Origin of the sequence: Saccharopolyspora hirsuta (assembly GCF_008630535.1) — a bacterium.
Classification (GTDB): Bacteria; Actinomycetota; Actinomycetes; order Mycobacteriales; family Pseudonocardiaceae; genus Saccharopolyspora; species Saccharopolyspora hirsuta.
The window spans coordinates 232,131-250,437 of sequence record NZ_VWPH01000009.1 but is presented as its reverse complement, the minus strand read 5'-3'; the positions used below and the strand labels follow the sequence as shown (position 1 = coordinate 250,437).

At 70.6% G+C, this 18,307-nt stretch carries 19 protein-coding genes and 2 riboswitches; of the genes, 10 read left to right on the top strand and 9 right to left on the bottom strand.

Annotated elements, in window-relative coordinates:
• Positions 1-236: 236 nt before the first annotated feature.
• Positions 237-686: a GtrA family protein gene (locus F1721_RS21090; RefSeq protein ID WP_150068450.1), complete on the top strand. Its 450-nt coding sequence runs from the start codon at positions 237-239 to the stop codon at positions 684-686.
• A 21-nt stretch (positions 687-707) separates the two neighbouring features.
• Here F1721_RS21090 and F1721_RS21085 read toward each other — a convergent pair whose 3' ends face one another.
• The 3 genes from F1721_RS21085 to F1721_RS21080 form a co-directional block, all read right to left on the bottom strand.
• Positions 708-1,148, bottom strand: coding sequence for a hypothetical protein (locus F1721_RS21085; RefSeq protein ID WP_170301552.1), 441 nt, complete (start codon positions 1,146-1,148; stop codon positions 708-710).
• Between the two features lie 319 nt (positions 1,149-1,467).
• Positions 1,468-1,626 carry a hypothetical protein gene (locus F1721_RS34500; protein ID WP_170301551.1) on the bottom strand — a complete coding sequence of 53 codons (159 nt, stop codon included), beginning with the start codon at positions 1,624-1,626 and terminating at the stop codon, positions 1,468-1,470.
• 57 nt (positions 1,627-1,683) lie between these two features.
• Positions 1,684-2,862, bottom strand: a complete 1,179-nt coding sequence (locus F1721_RS21080; protein WP_150068576.1) for an acyl-CoA dehydrogenase family protein — start codon at positions 2,860-2,862, stop codon at positions 1,684-1,686.
• Positions 2,863-2,963: 101 nt separating this feature from the next.
• Between F1721_RS21080 and F1721_RS21075 the strand changes: the two genes are divergently transcribed.
• From F1721_RS21075 to F1721_RS21060, 4 genes are all read left to right on the top strand, one after another.
• Entirely contained in the window at positions 2,964-3,623 is a 660-nt protein-coding gene (locus tag F1721_RS21075) for a TetR/AcrR family transcriptional regulator (RefSeq protein WP_150068448.1), read from the top strand.
• A gap of 207 nt (positions 3,624-3,830) precedes the next feature.
• Positions 3,831-3,928: riboswitch (glycine riboswitch) on the top strand.
• Positions 3,929-4,028, top strand: a riboswitch (glycine riboswitch).
• Between the two features lie 117 nt (positions 4,029-4,145).
• Positions 4,146-5,249, top strand: coding sequence for a glycine cleavage system aminomethyltransferase GcvT (gene gcvT, locus F1721_RS21070; RefSeq protein ID WP_150068447.1), 1,104 nt, complete (start codon positions 4,146-4,148; stop codon positions 5,247-5,249).
• 245 nt (positions 5,250-5,494) lie between these two features.
• The gene (gene glyA, locus F1721_RS21065; RefSeq protein WP_150068446.1) at positions 5,495-6,775 is read left to right on the top strand and encodes a serine hydroxymethyltransferase; all 1,281 of its coding nucleotides are present in this window, start codon (positions 5,495-5,497) and stop codon (positions 6,773-6,775) included.
• 355 nt (positions 6,776-7,130) lie between these two features.
• The gene (locus F1721_RS21060) at positions 7,131-8,513 is read left to right on the top strand and encodes an amino acid permease (RefSeq protein ID WP_150068445.1); all 1,383 of its coding nucleotides are present in this window, start codon (positions 7,131-7,133) and stop codon (positions 8,511-8,513) included.
• Positions 8,514-8,572: 59 nt separating this feature from the next.
• Here the strand turns inward: F1721_RS21060 and F1721_RS21055 are convergent, their stop codons facing one another.
• Positions 8,573-9,226 (bottom strand): response regulator, encoded by a 654-nt coding sequence (locus F1721_RS21055; RefSeq protein WP_150068444.1) that lies wholly within the window; start codon positions 9,224-9,226, stop codon positions 8,573-8,575.
• Positions 9,217-10,344 (bottom strand): sensor histidine kinase, encoded by a 1,128-nt coding sequence (locus tag F1721_RS21050; protein ID WP_150068443.1) that lies wholly within the window; start codon positions 10,342-10,344, stop codon positions 9,217-9,219. The genes F1721_RS21055 and F1721_RS21050 overlap by 10 nt, the downstream gene beginning before the upstream one ends.
• A 123-nt stretch (positions 10,345-10,467) precedes the next feature.
• On the opposite strand from F1721_RS21050, the gene F1721_RS21045 reads away from it, so the two are divergent.
• The 3 genes from F1721_RS21045 (at position 10,468) to F1721_RS21035 (ending at position 12,053) form a co-directional block, all read left to right on the top strand.
• The gene (locus tag F1721_RS21045; protein WP_150068442.1) at positions 10,468-11,112 is read left to right on the top strand and encodes a DedA family protein; all 645 of its coding nucleotides are present in this window, start codon (positions 10,468-10,470) and stop codon (positions 11,110-11,112) included.
• A 298-nt stretch (positions 11,113-11,410) separates the two neighbouring features.
• Positions 11,411-11,725, top strand: a complete 315-nt coding sequence (locus F1721_RS21040; protein ID WP_150068441.1) for a bifunctional 3-phenylpropionate/cinnamic acid dioxygenase ferredoxin subunit — start codon at positions 11,411-11,413, stop codon at positions 11,723-11,725.
• 58 nt (positions 11,726-11,783) lie between these two features.
• Positions 11,784-12,053: a DUF6191 domain-containing protein gene (locus F1721_RS21035; RefSeq protein WP_150068440.1), complete on the top strand. Its 270-nt coding sequence runs from the start codon at positions 11,784-11,786 to the stop codon at positions 12,051-12,053.
• On the opposite strand, the gene F1721_RS21030 is transcribed toward F1721_RS21035, so the two are convergent.
• The 3 genes from F1721_RS21030 to F1721_RS21020 all read right to left on the bottom strand — a co-directional run bounded on the left by F1721_RS21030 (position 12,054) and on the right by F1721_RS21020 (position 15,570).
• Positions 12,054-12,719, bottom strand: coding sequence for a DedA family protein (locus tag F1721_RS21030; RefSeq protein WP_150068439.1), 666 nt, complete (start codon positions 12,717-12,719; stop codon positions 12,054-12,056).
• 281 nt (positions 12,720-13,000) lie between these two features.
• On the bottom strand, positions 13,001-14,581 hold the full coding sequence (dacB, locus tag F1721_RS21025; protein WP_150068438.1) for a D-alanyl-D-alanine carboxypeptidase/D-alanyl-D-alanine endopeptidase: 1,581 nt from the start codon (positions 14,579-14,581) through the stop codon (positions 13,001-13,003).
• Between the two features lie 377 nt (positions 14,582-14,958).
• On the bottom strand, positions 14,959-15,570 hold the full coding sequence (locus F1721_RS21020) for a LysE family translocator (protein WP_150068437.1): 612 nt from the start codon (positions 15,568-15,570) through the stop codon (positions 14,959-14,961).
• A gap of 91 nt (positions 15,571-15,661) precedes the next feature.
• Between F1721_RS21020 and F1721_RS21015 the strand changes: the two genes are divergently transcribed.
• Together F1721_RS21015 and F1721_RS21010 are read left to right on the top strand one after the other, a co-directional pair.
• Positions 15,662-16,165, top strand: a complete 504-nt coding sequence (locus F1721_RS21015; RefSeq protein WP_150068436.1) for an Lrp/AsnC family transcriptional regulator — start codon at positions 15,662-15,664, stop codon at positions 16,163-16,165.
• Positions 16,166-16,209: 44 nt separating this feature from the next.
• On the top strand, positions 16,210-17,298 hold the full coding sequence (locus F1721_RS21010) for a 5,10-methylene-tetrahydrofolate dehydrogenase (protein ID WP_246155214.1): 1,089 nt from the start codon (positions 16,210-16,212) through the stop codon (positions 17,296-17,298).
• 6 nt (positions 17,299-17,304) lie between these two features.
• Here F1721_RS21010 and tesB read toward each other — a convergent pair whose 3' ends face one another.
• Positions 17,305-18,243 carry an acyl-CoA thioesterase II gene (tesB, locus tag F1721_RS21005; RefSeq protein ID WP_150068435.1) on the bottom strand — a complete coding sequence of 313 codons (939 nt, stop codon included), beginning with the start codon at positions 18,241-18,243 and terminating at the stop codon, positions 17,305-17,307.
• Positions 18,244-18,307 lie beyond the last annotated feature (64 nt).

Sequence of the window (18,307 nt, the reverse complement as noted above, 5' to 3'; positions counted from 1 at the left end):
GGGAGTTCTCCGACTCCGCGCCCGGGGCACCGCTCCCCGTACCACGGCCTTTCGACGCGACCGCAAACGTTTCGAGATCAAGTGTGCACCGGCTGGTTGGTATATTCCAAGCCGCCACGCGGCCCAATCTCCACATCGCCACCAGACCAGCGGATCTGCGCTGTTCACGACGTCCCCGAACTCGGGCGACCCGGCTCGGTATCGTTCCGGCCGAACGCGGATCCCACGGAGGCGAGATGGCGCCGCAGGCCCCCGAGACGACCGGTGCGAAGCGCTACTGGCGGCTGCTCAGCCGGTTCGCCGCCGCGTCGGCGGTGGCCACCGCGATCAGCCAGGTCGTCTTCCTCGTCGTCTACGCCCTGGGCGCGGCCCCGGTGGCGGCGACGATCACGGCGTGGCTGGCCGGTGCGATCCCGAACTTCACGCTCAACCGGCGCACCTGGGGCAGCACCGGCCGAGCCGGTCTGCGCGGCGAGATCCTGCGCTACGCGGTCATCTCGGTGACCACCGCCCTGCTGGCGGCCCTGGCCACGCACAACGCCGAAGCCCTGGCGCAGGCCCTGTTCCCGGACGCCCGCAGCGCGCAGGTCGCGGTCGTGTGGGGCGCGTTCCTGGGCACCTACGCGGTGATGTTCGTGCTCAAGTTCTTCCTGGTCGACCGCCTGGTCTTCCCCGACCGCCGCTGACCGCGGCGGTTTCGCTCGCGGTCAGCGGCGACGCTGCTTGGGGACGTGGCCGAGCTGGCGGGAGCGCGCGTGGACGGCCTGCACCCACCGCGTGACGGACGGGCGGGTGATCAGCACCATCAGCGTGATCACGACGGCGGCCAACCCGATCCACACCAGCATCGTGGTGAGGTCCGGGCCGTCCCCGCGCCCGCGGATCGAGCGGAACACGCCGAACCCGGTGACGGCCACCGTGATCCACCCGGCCATGGCCATCATCGCGGTGTTCGGGAACCGCGGGTGCAGCAGCTGGTAGACGCCGAGCGCGTGCATGGCGCCGACCGCCCCGACGATGAAGGCCAGCAGCACCACCACGATCTCCCCGCCCCCGCTGGCCCCGGCGAAGCCCGCGACCAACGTGTAAACGGCGACCCCGAGCACGACCAGCGCGACGATCCCGCCGAGCGCAACGGCGGCGAGCACCGCACCAGGCCGCTGCGGACCGCCTGGCGGCGGAGCCTGCTGCGGACCACCGGGCGGGCCCTGGGGAACCTGCGGCGGCATCTGCCCAGGTGGGACCTGCCGCGGATGCGGTGAGGGGAACTGGCCGTGCGGCGGCACGGCTCCGCCCGGCCCCTGCTGGTTACCCGGCCAAGGTGGTTGCGACATGGCCCGCTCCTGCCGAACGTCTGCGATGCGCGCGAATACTAGCGGACCAGATCATCCGGGAAGGCCGGATCGGGGAACGCTGCGCCGGGAACGACGAACGGCCCCCGTCGCCGGGGGCCGTTCGGTTGCCGGGTCAGCTCTTCTTGTCGCCCTTGCCGCCGAAGAACTTGTCCTTGACCTGGTCGAGCTTCTCCTTGTTCTTCGGGTCGGAGGCGTACTTCTTGGCCTGGTCGATCACCTTCTTGCCCTGCGGGCTGCTGGCGAAATCGGCGACCTTCTTGAACAGCGACATCGTTGCTCCCACCACGTCGGTGCCACGGTTTGCCACCAGACTACCGACAAAACGGGCTCAGCCGAGCACTCCGCGCACCGAGGCGTGCCCCTTCAGCAGGTTGCGGGCCAGCGTGCGGCGCTGGATCTCGTCGGTGCCCTCGAAGATCCGCAGCAGGCGCAGGTCGCGGTACCAGCGCTCGATCGGCAGCTCCTTGGTGTAGCCCATGCCGCCGTGGATCTGCAGCACCCGGTCGACGATCTCGTTGGCGCGGGTGGCGCCGTAGAGCTTGGCGATCGACTGCGCGTGCCGGGAGTCCATGCCCTGGTCGATCTGCCACGCCGCCTGCAGCACCAGCCAGCGCAGCGCCTCGATCTCCACCGCCGAGTCCGCCACCATCCACTGGATCGCCTGGCGCTCGGCGATCGGCTTGCCGAAGGTCTCGCGCTGCTTGGCGTACTCCATGCCCATCTCGACCAGCCGCTCGCAGGCGCCCAGCGCCCGCGCGGGCAGCATGTAGCGGCCGCGGCCGATCCACTGCATGGCGAGCTTGAAGCCGTGGCCGACCTCGCCGAGGACGTTGCCCTCGGGCACCCGCACGTTGTCGAAGACCAGCGCGGCGGGCTGGCGCTCCCACGGGCCCATGATGTCGATCGGCTCGGACTTCCAGCCCATGTCGCGGTCGACCAGGAAGCAGGTGACGCCGCCGTCGGCGCCCTTCTCCTTGTCGGTGACCGCGAAGACCATCACGAAGTCCGCGTCGATGCCGCCGGTGATGAACGTCTTCTCGCCGTTGATCACCCACTCCGCGCCGTCCTTGACCGCCGTGGTGCGCAGGTCCTTGGCGTCCGACCCGGCGCCCGGCTCGGTGATCGCGAAGCAGGACTTGCGGGTGCCCTCGATGGTCGGCAGCAGGTAGCGCTGCTTCTGCTCCTCGTTGGCGTAGTAGAGGATGTTGTCGGCGTAGCCGCCGAACCGGAACGGCACGTAGGTGCGGCCGAGCTCGATCTCGATCAGCGCGGACATCACCGCCGACAGGCCCATGCCGCCGTACTCCTCGGGCGTCTGCACGCCCCAGAACCCGGCGTCCTTCGCCTTCTGCTGCAGCTCGTGCTGCTCGTCCTTGGTCAGGCCGCGCTCGCCCGCCCGCTCCCGCCGCAGCACCTCCGGTTCCAGCGGCACCAGCTCGCGCTGGACGAAGTTGCGCACCCAGTCCCTGATGTCGCGCTCGGTGTCGGAGAGCGAGAAGTCGACCATCGCCGGATCCCTTCCTGCGGCCATCTAACTAACGTCGTTAGTTTTGTGGCAGCCTAAGACGGCCCCGGCGAACGCCGCAAGGGATCCGACGAGGAGAAGACGTGCCCAGACCGACCACTCCCCGGCTGTCGCCGGAACGCATCCGCCGCGTCGGGCTGGAGATCATCGACGCCGACGGCCTGGAGGCGCTGTCCATGCGCCGCCTCGCCGAACGCCTCGGGGTGCGCGCGGCCTCGCTGTACAACCACGTCTCGACCAAGGAGGACCTGCTGCACGAGATCGCCGACGACGTGATGGCCGCGGTGGACGTCGCCGGTTTCGAGCAGGACTGGACGACCGGCCTGCGCACCTGGGCCCGCTCCTACCGCGCGGCGCTGGTCGCCCACCCCAACCTGGTGCCGTTCCTGGCCTACGGCCCGGCCCGCCGCGAGAACGCCCTGCGCCGGGCGGACGCGGTGCACGGCGGCCTGACCCGCGCGGGCTGGCCGGAGCGCTACGCCACGATGATCGGCGCCTCGACGAAGTACCTGGTGGTGGGCTCGGCGATGGGCTCGTTCAGCGGCGGCTTCCCGGACGACGCGGACCTCTACGACGACCGCTTCCCCCACCTGAACAAGGCCCACCTGCTCCGCGAGCACGCGGCGGAGATCGACGAGGCCAGCTTCGAACTGGCCCTGGAGGCCCTCATCGACGGCCTCACCAAGCAGCACCGGGAGCTCACCGAAGCCGGTTCGATCGCGACACCGAAGAGCCGACCATAAATGGTTCGCGGAGTTGCGCTGAAGCGAGTCCTCGGCCTTTCGGCCCCCTGGTGACGAACTTCCGTCACGCATCGGGGCGCGGCGGCGGAGGCACCGCCCCGTAGTCGGTGCTGTTCACCGGGACGGTTCGAGATCACTCATCCTTCCGGTTGACGTGGGTCACCGGAGGTTCGTAGCGTCCTTGGCGCAAACCGAATACAGCGCCTACGACGTCGTGCGGGAGAGACTCCGGCCCACCGGGACCGGGGCGCCGAAGGAGCAATACTCCCCAGCAAACTCTCAGGCACCGGCACCGCACGGCACCAGGCGATCACGGAGAAAAGCAGAAGCACCCCGCTTCTCGCCCACGGTGCAAGCCGCCTCCCGAGGTGGCGAAACTCTCAGGCCAATGACTCCGGGGAGACCGCCCGACCAGCGCAAGCCCGCGCAGGTCGGGGTCGAGGTGCCCCCGATAAGGTTGGGCGCAGTGAGCTGACCGGCCCTCGACTGCCGACCGGCGCCCACCAGGAGGAGTCCCACACCATGTCGTCGCCACGACGGACGCCCTTGCACCACGTGCACGAAGCACTCGGAGCCACCTTCACCGAGTTCGCCGGTTGGCAGATGCCGCTGCGCTACTCCGGTGACACCGCCGAGCACAACGCGGTGCGCACCGCCGCGGGCCTGTTCGACCTGACCCACATGGGCGAGATCCGGATCAGCGGCCCGCAGGCCGCCGAGGCGCTGGACTACGCGCTGGTCGCCAACGCCTCCGCGATCACCCCCGGCCGCGCCCGCTACACCATGATCTGCAACGCGGCCGGTGGCGTGCTGGACGACCTGATCGTCTACCGCCTCGGCGAGCAGGAGTTCCTGGTGGTGGCCAACGCCGCGAACGCCGCCGTGGTCTCCGCCGAGCTGGCCGAGCGGGTCAGCGGCTTCGACGCCCAGCACGAGGACGTCTCCGACGACTACGCGCTGATCGCGGTGCAGGGCCCGAACGCGGTGGCGATCCTCGCGCCGCTGACCGACACCGACCTCTCCGGCGTCAAGTACTACGCGGGCTACCGGGCGCAGGTCGCGGGCAAGGACGTGCTGCTGGCGCGCACCGGGTACACCGGCGAGGACGGCTTCGAGCTGTTCACCGCGCCGGGCGACGCCGAGGCCGTGTGGCAGGCGCTGACCGAGTCGGGCGCGGAGCACGGCCTGCAGCCCACCGGGCTGTCCTGCCGCGACACGCTGCGCCTGGAGGCCGGTATGCCGCTGTACGGCAACGAGCTCTCCGCCGACCTCACGCCGTACCACGCGAACCTCGGCCGGGTGGTCAAGCTCGACAAGCCCGGCGACTTCGTCGGCAAGGAGGCGCTGGCCGCCGCCGCGGAGAAGCCCACCGAGCGCACCCTGGTCGGGCTGAGCACCGACCAGCGCCGCGCGCCCCGCCACGGCTACCGCGTGCTGGACGCCGACGGCGCCGAGATCGGCGTGGTGACCAGCGGCGCCCCGTCCCCGACCTTGGGCCACCCGATCGGGATGGCCTACGTGGACCGCGACCACGGCGAACCCGGCACCGAGCTGCAGGTGGACATCCGCGGCAAGGCCGTCCCCGCGAAGGTCGTCGCCCTGCCGTTCTACCGCCGCAACGCCTGAAGGCCTGTCTTGAGCTCATTTTGCGTGGCGGTGCCGGTAGCGGAACCTCAGCGCCCGCCTGGACTCCGGGTGCCCAACTTTATGTATGCCAATACACGGCAGTTGGGCCGTCCTCGCCAGGCGAACGCGGAGAACCCGCAGCGGTGCAAGCTGCGAGGGTGGGCTAAGCGGCTTCGCCGCTTCAAAGACAAAGATCGAAGACAGTGCTCGGGCAGGCGCTGAGAGAAACAACAGGAGGCAACACCATGTCGACACCGGACCTGTTCAACGACAAGCTGGCCGCGGTGGACCCAGAGGTGGCGGCGGCGGTCGGCGCCGAGCTCAACCGCCAGCAGACCACGCTGGAGATGATCGCCTCGGAGAACTTCGCGCCGCAGGCCGTGCTTGAGGCGCAGGGCTCGGTGCTGACCAACAAGTACGCCGAGGGCTACCCGGGCCGCCGCTACTACGGCGGCTGCGAGCACGTCGACGTCGTCGAGCAGCTGGCCATCGACCGGATCAAGGAGCTCTTCGGCGCCTCGTTCGCCAACGTGCAGCCGCACTCCGGCGCGCAGGCCAACGCGGCGGCGATGTTCGCGCTGCTCAAGCCGGGCGACACCATCATGGGCCTGGACCTGGCGCACGGCGGCCACCTGACCCACGGGATGCGGATCAACTTCTCCGGCAAGCTCTACAACGTGGTGCCCTACCACGTGAGCGCCGACGACCACCGCGTCGACATGGACGAGGTCGCCCGGCTGGCGCGGGAGAACAAGCCGCAGCTGATCATCGCGGGCTGGTCGGCCTACCCGCGGCAGCTGGACTTCAAGCGGTTCCGGGAGATCGCCGACGAGGTCGGCGCCTACCTGATGGTGGACATGGCGCACTTCGCCGGTCTGGTCGCCGCGGGCCTGCACCCGAACCCGGTGCCGCACGCCCACGTCGTCACCACCACCACGCACAAGACCCTGGGCGGTCCGCGCGGTGGCGTGATCCTGTCCTCCGACGAGGAGTTCACCAAGAAGTTCAACTCGGCGGTGTTCCCCGGCCAGCAGGGCGGGCCGCTGGAGCACGTGATCGCGGGCAAGGCGGTCGCGTTCAAGGTCGCCGCCGGCGAGGAGTTCAAGGACCGGCAGCGCCGGACCGTCGAGGGCGCGCAGATCCTGGCCGAGCGGCTGCTCGCCGCCGACGCCAAGGAGGCCGGGGTGCAGCTGGTCTCCGGCGGCACCGACGTGCACCTGGTGCTGGTCGACCTGCGCAACTCCGAGCTGGACGGCAAGCAGGCCGAGGACCGGCTGCACGAGATCGGCATCACGGTCAACCGCAACGCGGTGCCCAACGACCCGCGGCCGCCGATGGTGACCTCCGGGCTGCGCATCGGCACCCCGGCGCTGGCCACCCGCGGCTTCGGCAGGACCGAGTTCACCGAGGTCGCCGACATCATCGCCGAGGCGCTCAAGCCGAGCTTCGACGAAGCCACCAGCGCCAAGCTGCGGGCCCGCGTCGAGGCGCTGGCCGCCAAGCACCCGCTGTACCCGAACCTCTGACGGTTCCGGCACTCCACGGCCGGTGTGCGCGAATCCGATTCGCGCGCACCGGCCGTTTTTCGGTGCGCCCGTCCGCGCCCGATCGAACGAGAGGCTGAATGTGATTCAGGACTCATCACAATTCCTCCCCCAATGACCGAAATGCGCTTTTCCGGTTCGCGAGTCCCGGTATCGATTTGATCGCCTGCGAAAAGGCTGGATCTCAACTCCTCCGAATCCCTTGCCAGCGCCGACCGGATGCCGGAGTATCTGCGCAGCTCCAGCGAAACACGCTGCTGAGCAACGCGTTGCGGGAAGGCGGCCCACGCGGTTGACCACCGAAAACCCGCACCCGTTATTGGAGGAGTCCACTTCGATGAGCCAACCAGCGGCCGAGGAGTACCGGAAGGATCTGAGCACCCGGCACATCAACATGATCGCCATCGGCGGCGCGATCGGTGTCGGGCTGTTCCTCGGTTCCGGAAAGGCCCTGAACCAGGTCGGCCCCGGCCTGATCCTGAACTACGCGATCGCCGGCGTGATGATCTTCTTCGTCATGCGGGCGCTCGGCGAGCTGCTGATGTACCGCCCGGTGAGCGGGTCCTTCGCCGAGTACGCGGGCGAGTTCGTCGGCCCGTGGGCGAAGTTCGCGGTCGGCTGGGGCTACTGGCTGGTCTGGATCGTCACCGGCATGGCCGAGATCACCGCGGTCGGCAAGTACTTCCAGTTCTGGTTCCCGCAGGTGCCGCAGTGGATCCCGGCGTTGGGCGCGCTGATCGTGCTCAGCGGGGTGAACCTGATCGCGGTGAAGCTGTTCGGCGAGTTCGAGTTCTGGTTCGCGCTGATCAAGGTGCTGGCCATCATCGGGCTGATCGTGCTGGCCGCGCTGATCCTGGTCTTCGGGTTCAGCGACGTCGGGCCGACCGCATCGCTGAGCAACATCTGGTCGCACGGCGGCCTGTTCCCCAACGGCGGCGCCTCCGCCCTGCTGGCCTTCCAGATCGTCATGTTCGCCTTCATCGGCGTGGAGATGGTCGGGCAGACCGCCAGCGAGAGCAGCAACCCGAAGAAGGTGCTGCCGCGGGCCATCAACGCCGTGATGTGGCGGATCCTGATCTTCTACGTCGGCGCGCTGGTCGCGCTCACCGCGCTGGTGCCGTGGTTCCAGTTCCCGGCGGACGGCAGCCCGTTCGTGCACGCCTTCACCCTGATCGGCATCCCGGCCGCGGCGGGCGTGGTCAACTTCGTGGTGACCACGGCGGCGCTGTCGTCGTGCAACAGCGGCATCTACTCCACCGGCCGGATGATCCGCACGCTGGCCCAGGACGGCCAGGCCCCGCGCGCGGTGGGACGGCTCAGCGGCCGGGCGGTGCCCGCGCGGGCGATCGCCGTGACGTTCTGCGTGATGCTGATCGGCGTGCTGCTCAACTACTTCGTCCCGGAGCAGGCGTTCACCTACATCACCAGCGCCAGCACGGTCGGCGCCATCTTCACCTGGGGCATGATCCTGATCGCGCACCTGGGCTACCGCCGCAAGGTGGCGCGCGGCGAGATCCCGGCCGGACCGTTCCGGATGCCGCTGGCCCCGTGGTCGAACTACGTGGTGCTGGCGTTCCTGGCGCTGGTCGTGGTGCTGCTGGCCTTCGACGAGGAGACCCGCATCGCCCTGTACATCACGCCGGTCCTGGTGATCGCGGTGGTGATCGGCTACCTGGCGGTCCGCAACCGCCAACCGGAGCGCACCCCCGTCAGCAAGTGACCTGAACGGACCTCGGCCCGGCGCGCCCCTGGCGTGCCGGGCCGACGTCTGTTCGGGCCTCATGCGCCGTTGCTGGACTCCAGGTAGTGCAGGACGGCGAGGACTCGGCGACTGTAGCCGGTGGTGCGGGGCAGGGCGAGCTTGTCGAAGATCGCGTTCGCGTGCTTCTCCACCGCGCTCTGGGAGATGTGCAGGTTGGCCGCGACCCCGGCGTTGGTGCGGCCCTGGGCCATCTGCTCTAGGACGTCGCGCTCGCGCGGCGTCAGGTCGGCCAGCGGGTCGCGGCCGCCGGTCGACAGCAGGCGGCGGACCACCTCCGGGTCGAAGGCCACCCCTCCCCCGGCCACCCGCTGGAGCGCGTCGAGGAACTCGTCGACCTGCACCACCCGGTCCTTGAGCAGGTAGCCCACCCGGGCCGAATCCCCGGTGAGCAGCTCGACCGCGTAGCGCTTCTCGACGTACTGGGAGAGCACCAGCACCCCGACCTCGGGGAACCGCTCGCGGATCTCCAGCGCGGCGCGCAGACCGTCGTCGGTGTGGGTGGGCGGCATCCGCACGTCGACCACCGCGACGTCGGGGCGGTGCCGGTCCACTTCGGCCAGCAGGCTCGGCGCGTCGCCGACCGCGGCGAGGACCTCGTGGCCCTCCTCGGCCAGCAGGCGCACCAAGCCCTCCCGGAGCAGTGTGGCGTCGTCGGTCAGGATCACCCGCACGGCAGCTCCGCGGTGATCACCGTCGGCCCGCCGACCGGACTGTCCACTTCGAACCTCCCGTCCAGCGCGGCGACCCGCCGCGCCAGGCCGGAGAGCCCGGCGCCCGCCGCGGAAGCGCCCCCGGCGCCGTCGTCCTCGACCCGAACCACCAGCCACCCCGCTCCTCGTCGCACCCGGACGGTCACGATACGCGCGTCGGCGTGCTTGGCCGCGTTGGTCACCGCCTCCGAAACCACGAAGTACGCCACCGCCTCGACCTCCACCTCCGGGCGCGGCTCCACCTCGTAGTGCAGCTCCACGCGCATCCCGGCGCGCTCCGCCAACGCCTCCAGCGCGGGCTGCAGGCCGCCCGCGTCCAGCGCCGCCGGGTACACCCGCCACGCGACGTCCCGGAGATCCCGCAGCACTTCCTGGGACTCCTGGTGCGCCTGCGCCAACAGCTCGGCCGCCCGATCACCGTCGCCCGCGCGCCGAGCCCGGCCGATCAGCACCCCCAGCGCCACCAGCCGCTGCTGCACGCCGTCGTGCAAGTCGCGTTCGATGCGGCGCCGCTCCTCCCGGATCGCGGCGACGACGTCGGCCCTGGTGACCGCCAGTTCTTCCACCCGGCGCTGCAACCGCTGCGCCCGGTCCGGTTCCAGGAACCGCCGCGCGAGGGCCCGGTCGAGTGCCGCGACGCCGAAGAGACCGGCCAGCGCCAGGTACGCCATCACCGCGCAGAAGACGGCCAGGTACACCGTGAGCCAGAACTTCTCGGTCGGGGTGCGGCCTTCGAGCGGATTCGTCGATGCCCACAGCTCCCGGAACTCGATCGCGGCCCCCACCGCGCCGTAGCCGATCAGCAGCAGGAGGACGCCGCCGAGCAGCCCCACCAGGCCGCGCAGCGCGAGGTATTGCAGCGCCCGGGCACCGTCCGGTTGGTCTGCGTGCGAACTGGCGAAATACCTTGCGAGACGCCGACGTTCGAGCTCGACCAGCGCGCGGGCGCCGCGGAGGGCCCACGGCCGCAACCGGGGCCAGGGCAGCACCACGGCGGAGCACAGCACGTATCCGAGTTCGAGGAGCGCGGTGCAGGCACCGAGCGCCAATCCGACGAGCCCCCAGGGCCACCGACGCATGGCCCGAGCTTAAGGACTCCGACAACCTGCGGTTTTCCGCACCCCGCCCGGTCCGGACGACCGCAGCCGAGTCGCCGGTTGACCGCATTCCGCGCGGGGGGCGGGATTTCTAGCGTTCTGGGCATGAACTTCCTCGCGCAGCACGAGATCTCGACCGATGGGTTGGTCGGGTGGGTCACCGGGCTCATGGAGACGATCGGCGGTCCCGGCGCCGGGTTGGCGGTGGCGTTGGAGAACCTGTTCCCGCCCATCCCCAGCGAGGTGATCCTGCCGCTGGCCGGGTTCGCCGCCGCTCGGGGTTCGATGAGCCTGGTCGGCGCGATCCTGTGGACCACGCTGGGTTCGGTGGTCGGGGCAGTGGTGCTGTACTACCTCGGGGCCTGGCTCGGGCGGGACCGGACGCGCGCCATCGCGGTCAGGTTGCCGCTGGTGAAGGTGGCCGATGTCGACCGGACCGAGGCGTGGTTCGCGCGGCACGGGACCAAGGCGGTGCTCCTCGGTCGGATGGTGCCGATCTTCCGCAGCTTCATCTCGCTGCCCGCCGGGGTGGAGCGGATGGCGCTGCTGCCGTTCCTGGTGCTGACCGCGCTCGGCAGCCTGATCTGGAACACCGCGCTGGTCCTGGCCGGGTACCTGCTCGGGCGGAGCTGGTGGTTGGTCGAGTCCTACGTCGGGATCTTCCAGAAGGTCGTCATCGTCGCGGTGCTGGCCGCGGTCGCCTGGTTCGTCGTGACCCGCGTCCTCCGCACCCGCCGGGCCCGGGCCTGACTCGTGAGCGGCGGTGGTCGCATGAGCGGCCATCGCCGCTCACGATCCGCGGGTGCCACATGGGTGCCTCCAGAACTCGTCGAAGCTGTTGCGCCATCCGCGTCAAGTTCCGTTACGAGCAACACGGTCGCTGGAGACACCCGCCGCCGTCAAGTGCGCGAGCCACGTTTTTCCGCTGTGTAACACGGATGGAGGCCATCCGCGAAGAAACGGCGGAGCCTCTTGACGCGGCCCCGCCGCAGACCGCACATTGTTGCGCATCGCACTCCGTGTTCCGGATAGCGCAACGGAGGTCCTGATGCTCGAAGCCTGCCCGATGTCCGACCTGCCACCCGGCGAATCCGTCCGCGTCGAGGCGCACGTGCCGATCGCGGTGTTCAACGTCGACGGCGAGCTGTTCGCGATCGACGACACCTGCACCCACCAGGACGCCTCGCTGGCGGACGGCTGGGTGGAGGACTGCCGGGTCGAGTGCCCGCTGCACGCCGCGGCGTTCGACCTGCGCACCGGGCTGCCGTGCGGCCTGCCGGCCAAGCGGCCGGTGCGGACCTACCCGGTGCAGGTCGCCGACGGGATGGTCTACGTCGAGACCGAAGCGGCGGAAGTCGCGTGAGGACGACGGGGAACCCCGAGCGGCCCCCGATCGTTCGGACCACGTGGAGACAGCGCTGATGCTGGGGATTCCCGGCACGACCTTGCTGCTGGTCGCGGTCGGCGGCTACGAGCTGGTGCAGAAGAAGCGCGGCAAGCGCTCCGGCACCCCGCTGGCCGGAACCTACGTCGACGAGGTCACCGCACTGTTCCACGGCACCAAGCGGATGGAGCTGGAGCACCGCGATTCGACGTCGATGATGCGCGACGAGGAAGCCGACGGCGCACCAGCGCACGGCGTCGACCTGGACCGCGGGAAGATCGTCCTGCGCCGGGAGGAGCCCCGCTGATCAGGCCGCGGACTCGACGTCCTTCGCGGGCTCCGCGGCCTCGACCTCGACCTGCTTCGCCCCGCGGCGGCGGCGCAGGAGCCAAACCCCCACGACGATCGCGACGACCACGGCCGCCAGGATCCAGCTCGCCCGCCCCAGCGCGTCCTCGATGTACTTGGCCGAAGCACCGGCCAGCCAGCCGATGCTCACGTGCGTCGCGGACCACGCGATCGCGCCGATCAGGGAGGACACCGCGAACTTCGGGTAGGACATGCCGCTGGTCCCGGCCGCGGCGGGCATCATGGTGCGCACCACCGGCAGGAAGCGGCCCAGCAGCACCGCGCCGATCCCCCACTTCCGCAGCAGCTGCCCGGCACGGTCCCAGTTGTGCTGGCCGAGCTTGCGGACGACCTTGGTCTCGCGCATCTTCAGCCGGTACCGGCGCCCCAGCCAGAACCCGATGTTGTCCCCGATGGCCGCGCACACCGCGACGACACCGGCCAGCACGAAGAAGAAGCCCAGATCGGTGACCGCGGCGGAGGCGATCAGCAGCCCGCTCTCGCCGGGCACCAGGAAGCCCAGGCCGATGGTGCATTCGCCGAGCACGAGGGCGCCGGTCACCAATACCAGTAGCGGCTTCGGCAGGCTTCCGACAGCTGCCAGAACGTCGCTGATGAAGGTCACGGGACGGGCTCCTCGGCATGGGGCTTCGGCGTACTCCCGTCACGCTACCGGCGCAACGGGAGCGAGGTCTCCGTAATCCCCCTTAGCCAACCCTGAGACTGGGGTCACACTTTCGGTCAGGTGTAGCGCCACTACCTGTGCAAACGCCGAATCGCCTGCACCACAACGCGAAACCGACCGATCACTCCGCGTGTTCGAGCCAGGAGTTCCCGCAGGAGCAGCGTCGCGATTTCCCGCGCCTGATCACGGTTTTCCCGCTAGGTTCCCGGATCTTCTTGCTGTCAGCAGGCCTTCACCCAGGAGCACTCCAGCGCGCCCTCGTCGGCCCGGGTGCGCGGATCGTCCCGCTGCACGCGCTGCTGCGGAACCTGCGGACGACCGCGCGGCTGGTCGTCAGCGCCCCGGTACTCGGCGAGGCGGATCGCGATCGCGTCCTCCAGGTCCTTCGGGGAGTCGGACACGAAGTCGTTGAACACCACCGAGAACACCAGCTCGCGGCCGTTCGCCGCGGTGACGTAGCCGGACAGCGAGGTCACCCCGGTCAGCGAGCCGGTCTTGGCGCGGACGTTGTTCTCGGCCGCGGTCCCGGCCATCCGGTTGCGCAGCGTGCCGCCGACCATGCGGTCCGCCACCCCGGCCACCGGCAGCGAGTCGTACCAGGCGCGGAACCAGGGGCGCTGCTGCGCGTTGTCCAGCAGCACGGTCAGCTGCTCCGGCGTCACGTTGTCCATCGTGGACAGACCGGAGCCGTCGACCAGGCGGAACACCTCCGGCGACAGGCCGAGCCCGCGCAGCTGCTCGGTCAGCACCTCCAGACCGGCCGCCCAGCTCCCCTCGCCGCGGACCTCCCGGCCCATCGCCTTGACCAGCACCTCGGCGTGCCCGTTGTTGCTCAGCTTCATGAACGGCACGAGCAGATCGCGCAGCGGCATCGACTGACGCTCCGCCAGCACCCGAGCTCCCTCCGGCGCCGTCCCCTCCCCCGCGTACCGCACCTGCACGCCGTGCGCGGCGAGCGCCCGGGCGAACAGGTCGGCGGCGTAGGCGGACGGGTCCGGCACCGTGGTGAAGTCCTCGACCGGCTCGGCACCGGCTGGCACCGTTCCGCTCACCACGACGCGGGATCCGCCGTGGTCGCGCTGGACCACCACGTCCGGCTCACCGCCCTCGGCGGAGGTGGTCGTCCGGTTGTCGATCCGCACCACGTCGGTCTCCGGCTCCAGCCGGACCTCGGCGGGCTGCCCCTCGGCGGTCGGGCTGACCCGCACGATCGCGGTCCCGGCGTCGAAGTCGGTGTTGGGCGCCGCGGTCAGCGCCGAGATCGGCGCCGAGTAGTAGTAGGGCTCGTCGTCCCAGGCCCACCCCGTGCCCAGCGGGACGTCGTCGAACCAGGTGTCATCGGTGCGCAGACCGCCCTGCACGACGCGGATCCCGGCCGCCGCGACCTGCTCCGCCAGCCGGTCGTAGTCGGCGGCGAGCAGCGTCGGGTCCCCGGTGCCGCGCAGGTGCAGGTCGCCGAGCAGGACCGGGCCGACCTGCCGGGCCCCGGTGAGCACCTCGGTGCGGAACCGGTGGTCAGGGCCCAGCGCTTCCAGCGCGGCGGCCGAGGTGAGCAGCTTCGCGTTGGACGCCGGGGTGGCCCGCGCTCCGGCCTGCCTGCTGTAGAGGACCTCGTCGGTGGCCGGGTCGCGGACCACCACGCCCGCGTGCGAACCGGCCAACCGCGGGTCGGAGAGGATCTCGTCGAGGTCGGCGCGCAGCGCGTCCGGCCCGGTCGGGGCCGCCCCGGACGGTGCGACGAAGGCGAACGGAACCCCCACCGCGACGACCAACCCGAACGCCAGACCCCACCGTCGCCGCATCGCGCAGCTCCCTCGCCTCGTCCGACCGGAGATCATGCAGCGTAAGCAGATCAACACGGACGGTCAACGAAACCGCGCAGAAAACCGCAACTTCAATGGAAATCGGACCTCCGACTTCCATTGAACTTGTTCATCCTGCCCGTGGACCGCAGCCGCGAAGGGCGAACTGCACCGGCCGTCAGGTGTCGCATGCGCCGCAGGCGCATAACCCACCCTCGCAACTCGCACCGCCGCGGGTTCTCAGCGTTCGCCTGGCGAGGACGGCCCTGACGCCGTGTATTGGACATACATAAGTCAGGGCACCCACAGCCAGGCGGGCGCTGAGGTTCCGCTACCCGCACCGCCACGCAAAACGAGCCTGGAAAAACCTCAATGCGTCAGCTGACCGCGATGGAGGTGGCCATGGCCAGGAGGGCTCCGCCGCAGCAGCGCTCGAAGACCTTGCGGCGGCGCGGGTCGGCCAGGAGCGCCGCCAGCCACCGCACCGACGGCACGACGATCAGCCACCAGGCCGCGAATCCGCTCACCGCGACTCCGCTGAGCAGGGCGGCCTGCGCCATCGGGTCGGCGGCCGGGTCCATCGCCTGCGGCAGCAGCGTCAGGAAGGTCAGCATGACCTTCGGGTTGAGCACATCGGTCAGCAGCCCGCGCAGGAAGACCGCGCGCCCGGAGTTGGGCACCTCGACGACGGGTTCACCGGTGGCCGCGGCACCGGCCTTGCGCAGGATCTGGAAGCCCATCCAGGCCAGGTAGGCGACGCCGATCACCTTCACCACGAGCAGCGCGGCCGGAACGGCGACCACCAGCGCGGAGAGCCCCAGGGTCGCCGCCGTCGCGTGCACCAGCAGACCGCAGGTGGACCCCGCCGCGGCCAGCCAGCCCCACCGCGCCCCGGTCGCCGCGTTGCGCGTGACCAGCACGAAATCGGGCCCGGGCACGACGACGATCACCAGCAGCGCCAGCAGGAACGGCCCCCAGGCGATGTGCACGACTCCTCCTTCGAAAGAAGTGGTTGGGAAGTGCCGACATTTTCGGGTTCCCGTTCGTCGCTCCACCACCTGCGCCGTAGCATCTTCGGATATGCAGGATTCCGTAGAACTGGATTCGGTTGACTGGCGCATCCTGGAGGAGTTGCAGAACGACGCGACGCTGCCGAACCGGGTGCTCGCCGAGCGGGTCGGCCTGGCCGCCTCCAGCTGCCTGCAGCGGGTCCGCCGCCTGCGCGAACAGGGCGTGATCACCGGGTCGCACATCGACGTCAACCCGGCCGCGACCGGACTGGCCCTGGAGGCCGTGGTGGCGATCAACGTCCGCCCGCACACCCGGCAGGTGGTCGACCAGTTCCGCGAGTTCGTGATGAAGCAGCCGGAGACCCGCTCGCTGCTGCACGTCAGCGGTCAGGCCGACTTCCTGCTGCACGTCGCGGTGGCCGACACCAAGCACCTGCAGGGCTTCCTGGTGGACAAGCTCGCCTCCCGCACCGAGGTCCGCCACTTCACCAGCTCGATCGTCCTGGAGCAGCTGCACACCAAGGCCCTCACCCCGCCCCGCCACCTCCGGCCGAAGCGCCGCCGCCGCAACTAGGCCGGGAGGCCGCTTGGTTGCGCCGCGGGCCGGATGCCCCCACGGTGGGCAGGATCATCGCGGGTTGGGAGGGGCCGGTGGCGGAGCAGGCCGATCACGTGCTGGGGTTGGTCACCGACCCCGACATGCCCACGCAGGTCGGGCGGCGGACCGCGGAGCGGGTCACCGACTGGTTGGCCCGCCGCACCGGGCGCAGCTGGACCATCGACGTGCGGTCGGATCCGCTCGCCGCGGAGCACAGCAGCAGCGAGGAGCTGCTCGACTCCGTCGACCGGCACCGCCAGGAGCAGGGCTGGGACTTCGCGATCTGCCTGACCGACCTGCCGCTGCTGCTGCCGAAGGGGCCGCTGCTGGCCGACGTCAGCACGCAGCGCCGGGTCGCGCTCGTGTCGCTGCCCGCGCTCGGCGCGATCCGGACCTACCACCGCACCTACCGGCTGCTCACGCAGCTGCTGGACGACCTGCTGCCGGACGGCACGCCGCCGATGCGGCTCGGCCCGGTCCACCGCGCGCAGCACGACGGCCAGGTCGACGTCCGGTACACCACCGCCCGGCTGCGGGGCTGGGTGCGGCTGGTGTCCGGGATGGTCCGGGCGAACCGGCCGTGGCAGCTGGTCTGGGGCTTGTCCAGCGCGTTGGCGGCAGCGCTGGCCGCCGCCGGGTTCGGCCTGTTCACCTCGACGGTCTGGCAGCTCGGCGACGTGCTGAGCCCGCTGCGCGCGTTGACCACCACCGTCTTCGCGCTCGCCCTGATGACGGTGTGGTTGATCGCCGCGCACGGGTTGTGGGAGCGCGTCGGGCGCCGCGCGATCCGGGACCGGCGGCTCGCCCTGCTCTACAACGCCTCGACGATCACCACGCTGTCGCTGGGCGTCGCCTGCCTCTACGCCGTGGTCTGCGTGGTGAGCCTCGCCGGGGCGCTGACCCTGATCGACGCGGGCGTCCTCGCCAAGATGCTCGGCCACTCCGCGGACTGGCCCACCTACGCGCGGTTGGCGTGGATGGTCGCCTCGATGGCGCTCATCGCCGGAGCCCTGGGTTCGAGCCTGGAAACCGATGCCGCGGTGCGCCAAGCCGCCTACGGCTACCGCGAGGAGCAGCGCCGCGCCCAGCACGCCGAAGCGAAGGACTGACCCGGGTCAGTCGCCGACTCGCAGCAGGCCTTCCTGGACGACCGTGGCGACGAGCTGGCCGTCGCGGGAGAAGAAGCGACCGGTGGCCAGGCCGCGGGCGCCGGAGGCGCTGGGCGAGGCGCAGTCGTAGAGCAGCCACTCGTCGGCGCGGAAGCGGCGGTGGAACCACATCGCGTGGTCCAGGCTCGCGCCGTTGACGTTGTCCAGGCCCCAGTACACGCCGTGCCGGGCGAGCACCGCGTCCAGCAGCGTCATGTCCGAGGCGAACGCCGCGATGCACACGTGCAGCAGGTCGTCGTCCGGCAGCACGCCGTCCGCGCGCATCCACACCTGGCTGCGGGCTTCGCGCGGCCCGTTCTCCCGGCTCACCCACGGCGGCTCGGTCACGTAGCGCACGTCGATCGGGCGGGGCTGCGCGCGCCCGAGCTTGTCGATCAGCGGGCCGATCTGCTCGCCGAAGGTCGGCAGCGTCTCGGGGTCCGGCACCTCCGGCATCGGCTCGGCGTGGTCGATGCCGCCCTCGTCCACCTGGAACGACGCCGACAGCGAGAAGATCGCCTTGCCGCGCTGCACCGCCACGACGCGGCGGGTGGTGAACGAGCGCCCGTCGCGGGTGCGGTCGACCTCGTAGACGATCGGGATGCTCGGGTCCCCGGGCCGGATGAAGTAGGCGTGCAGCGAGTGCACCCGCCGCTCCGGCGGAACCGTGCGACCGGCCGCGACGAGCGCCTGACCGGCGACCTGACCGCCGAACACGCGCACCGGCGAGGACGCGGGGCTGACCCCGCGGAAGATGTTCTCCTCGATGCGCTCCAGGTCCAGCAGGGCCACCAGGCTGTCCAGCACCGGCTGGCCGTGCGGCATGCCGTTGACGTCCAGCGGGACGTCTCCCGGCAAGCGGGTTCCCGCCGGGTCTGCGGCGGCGGCTCGGGCCGCTTCGGTCACTGCGCGCTCCTCAGGTCGTACGCCGGATCGGCCGGACGGGAGCGCCGGGTGGCTCCCGTCCGAG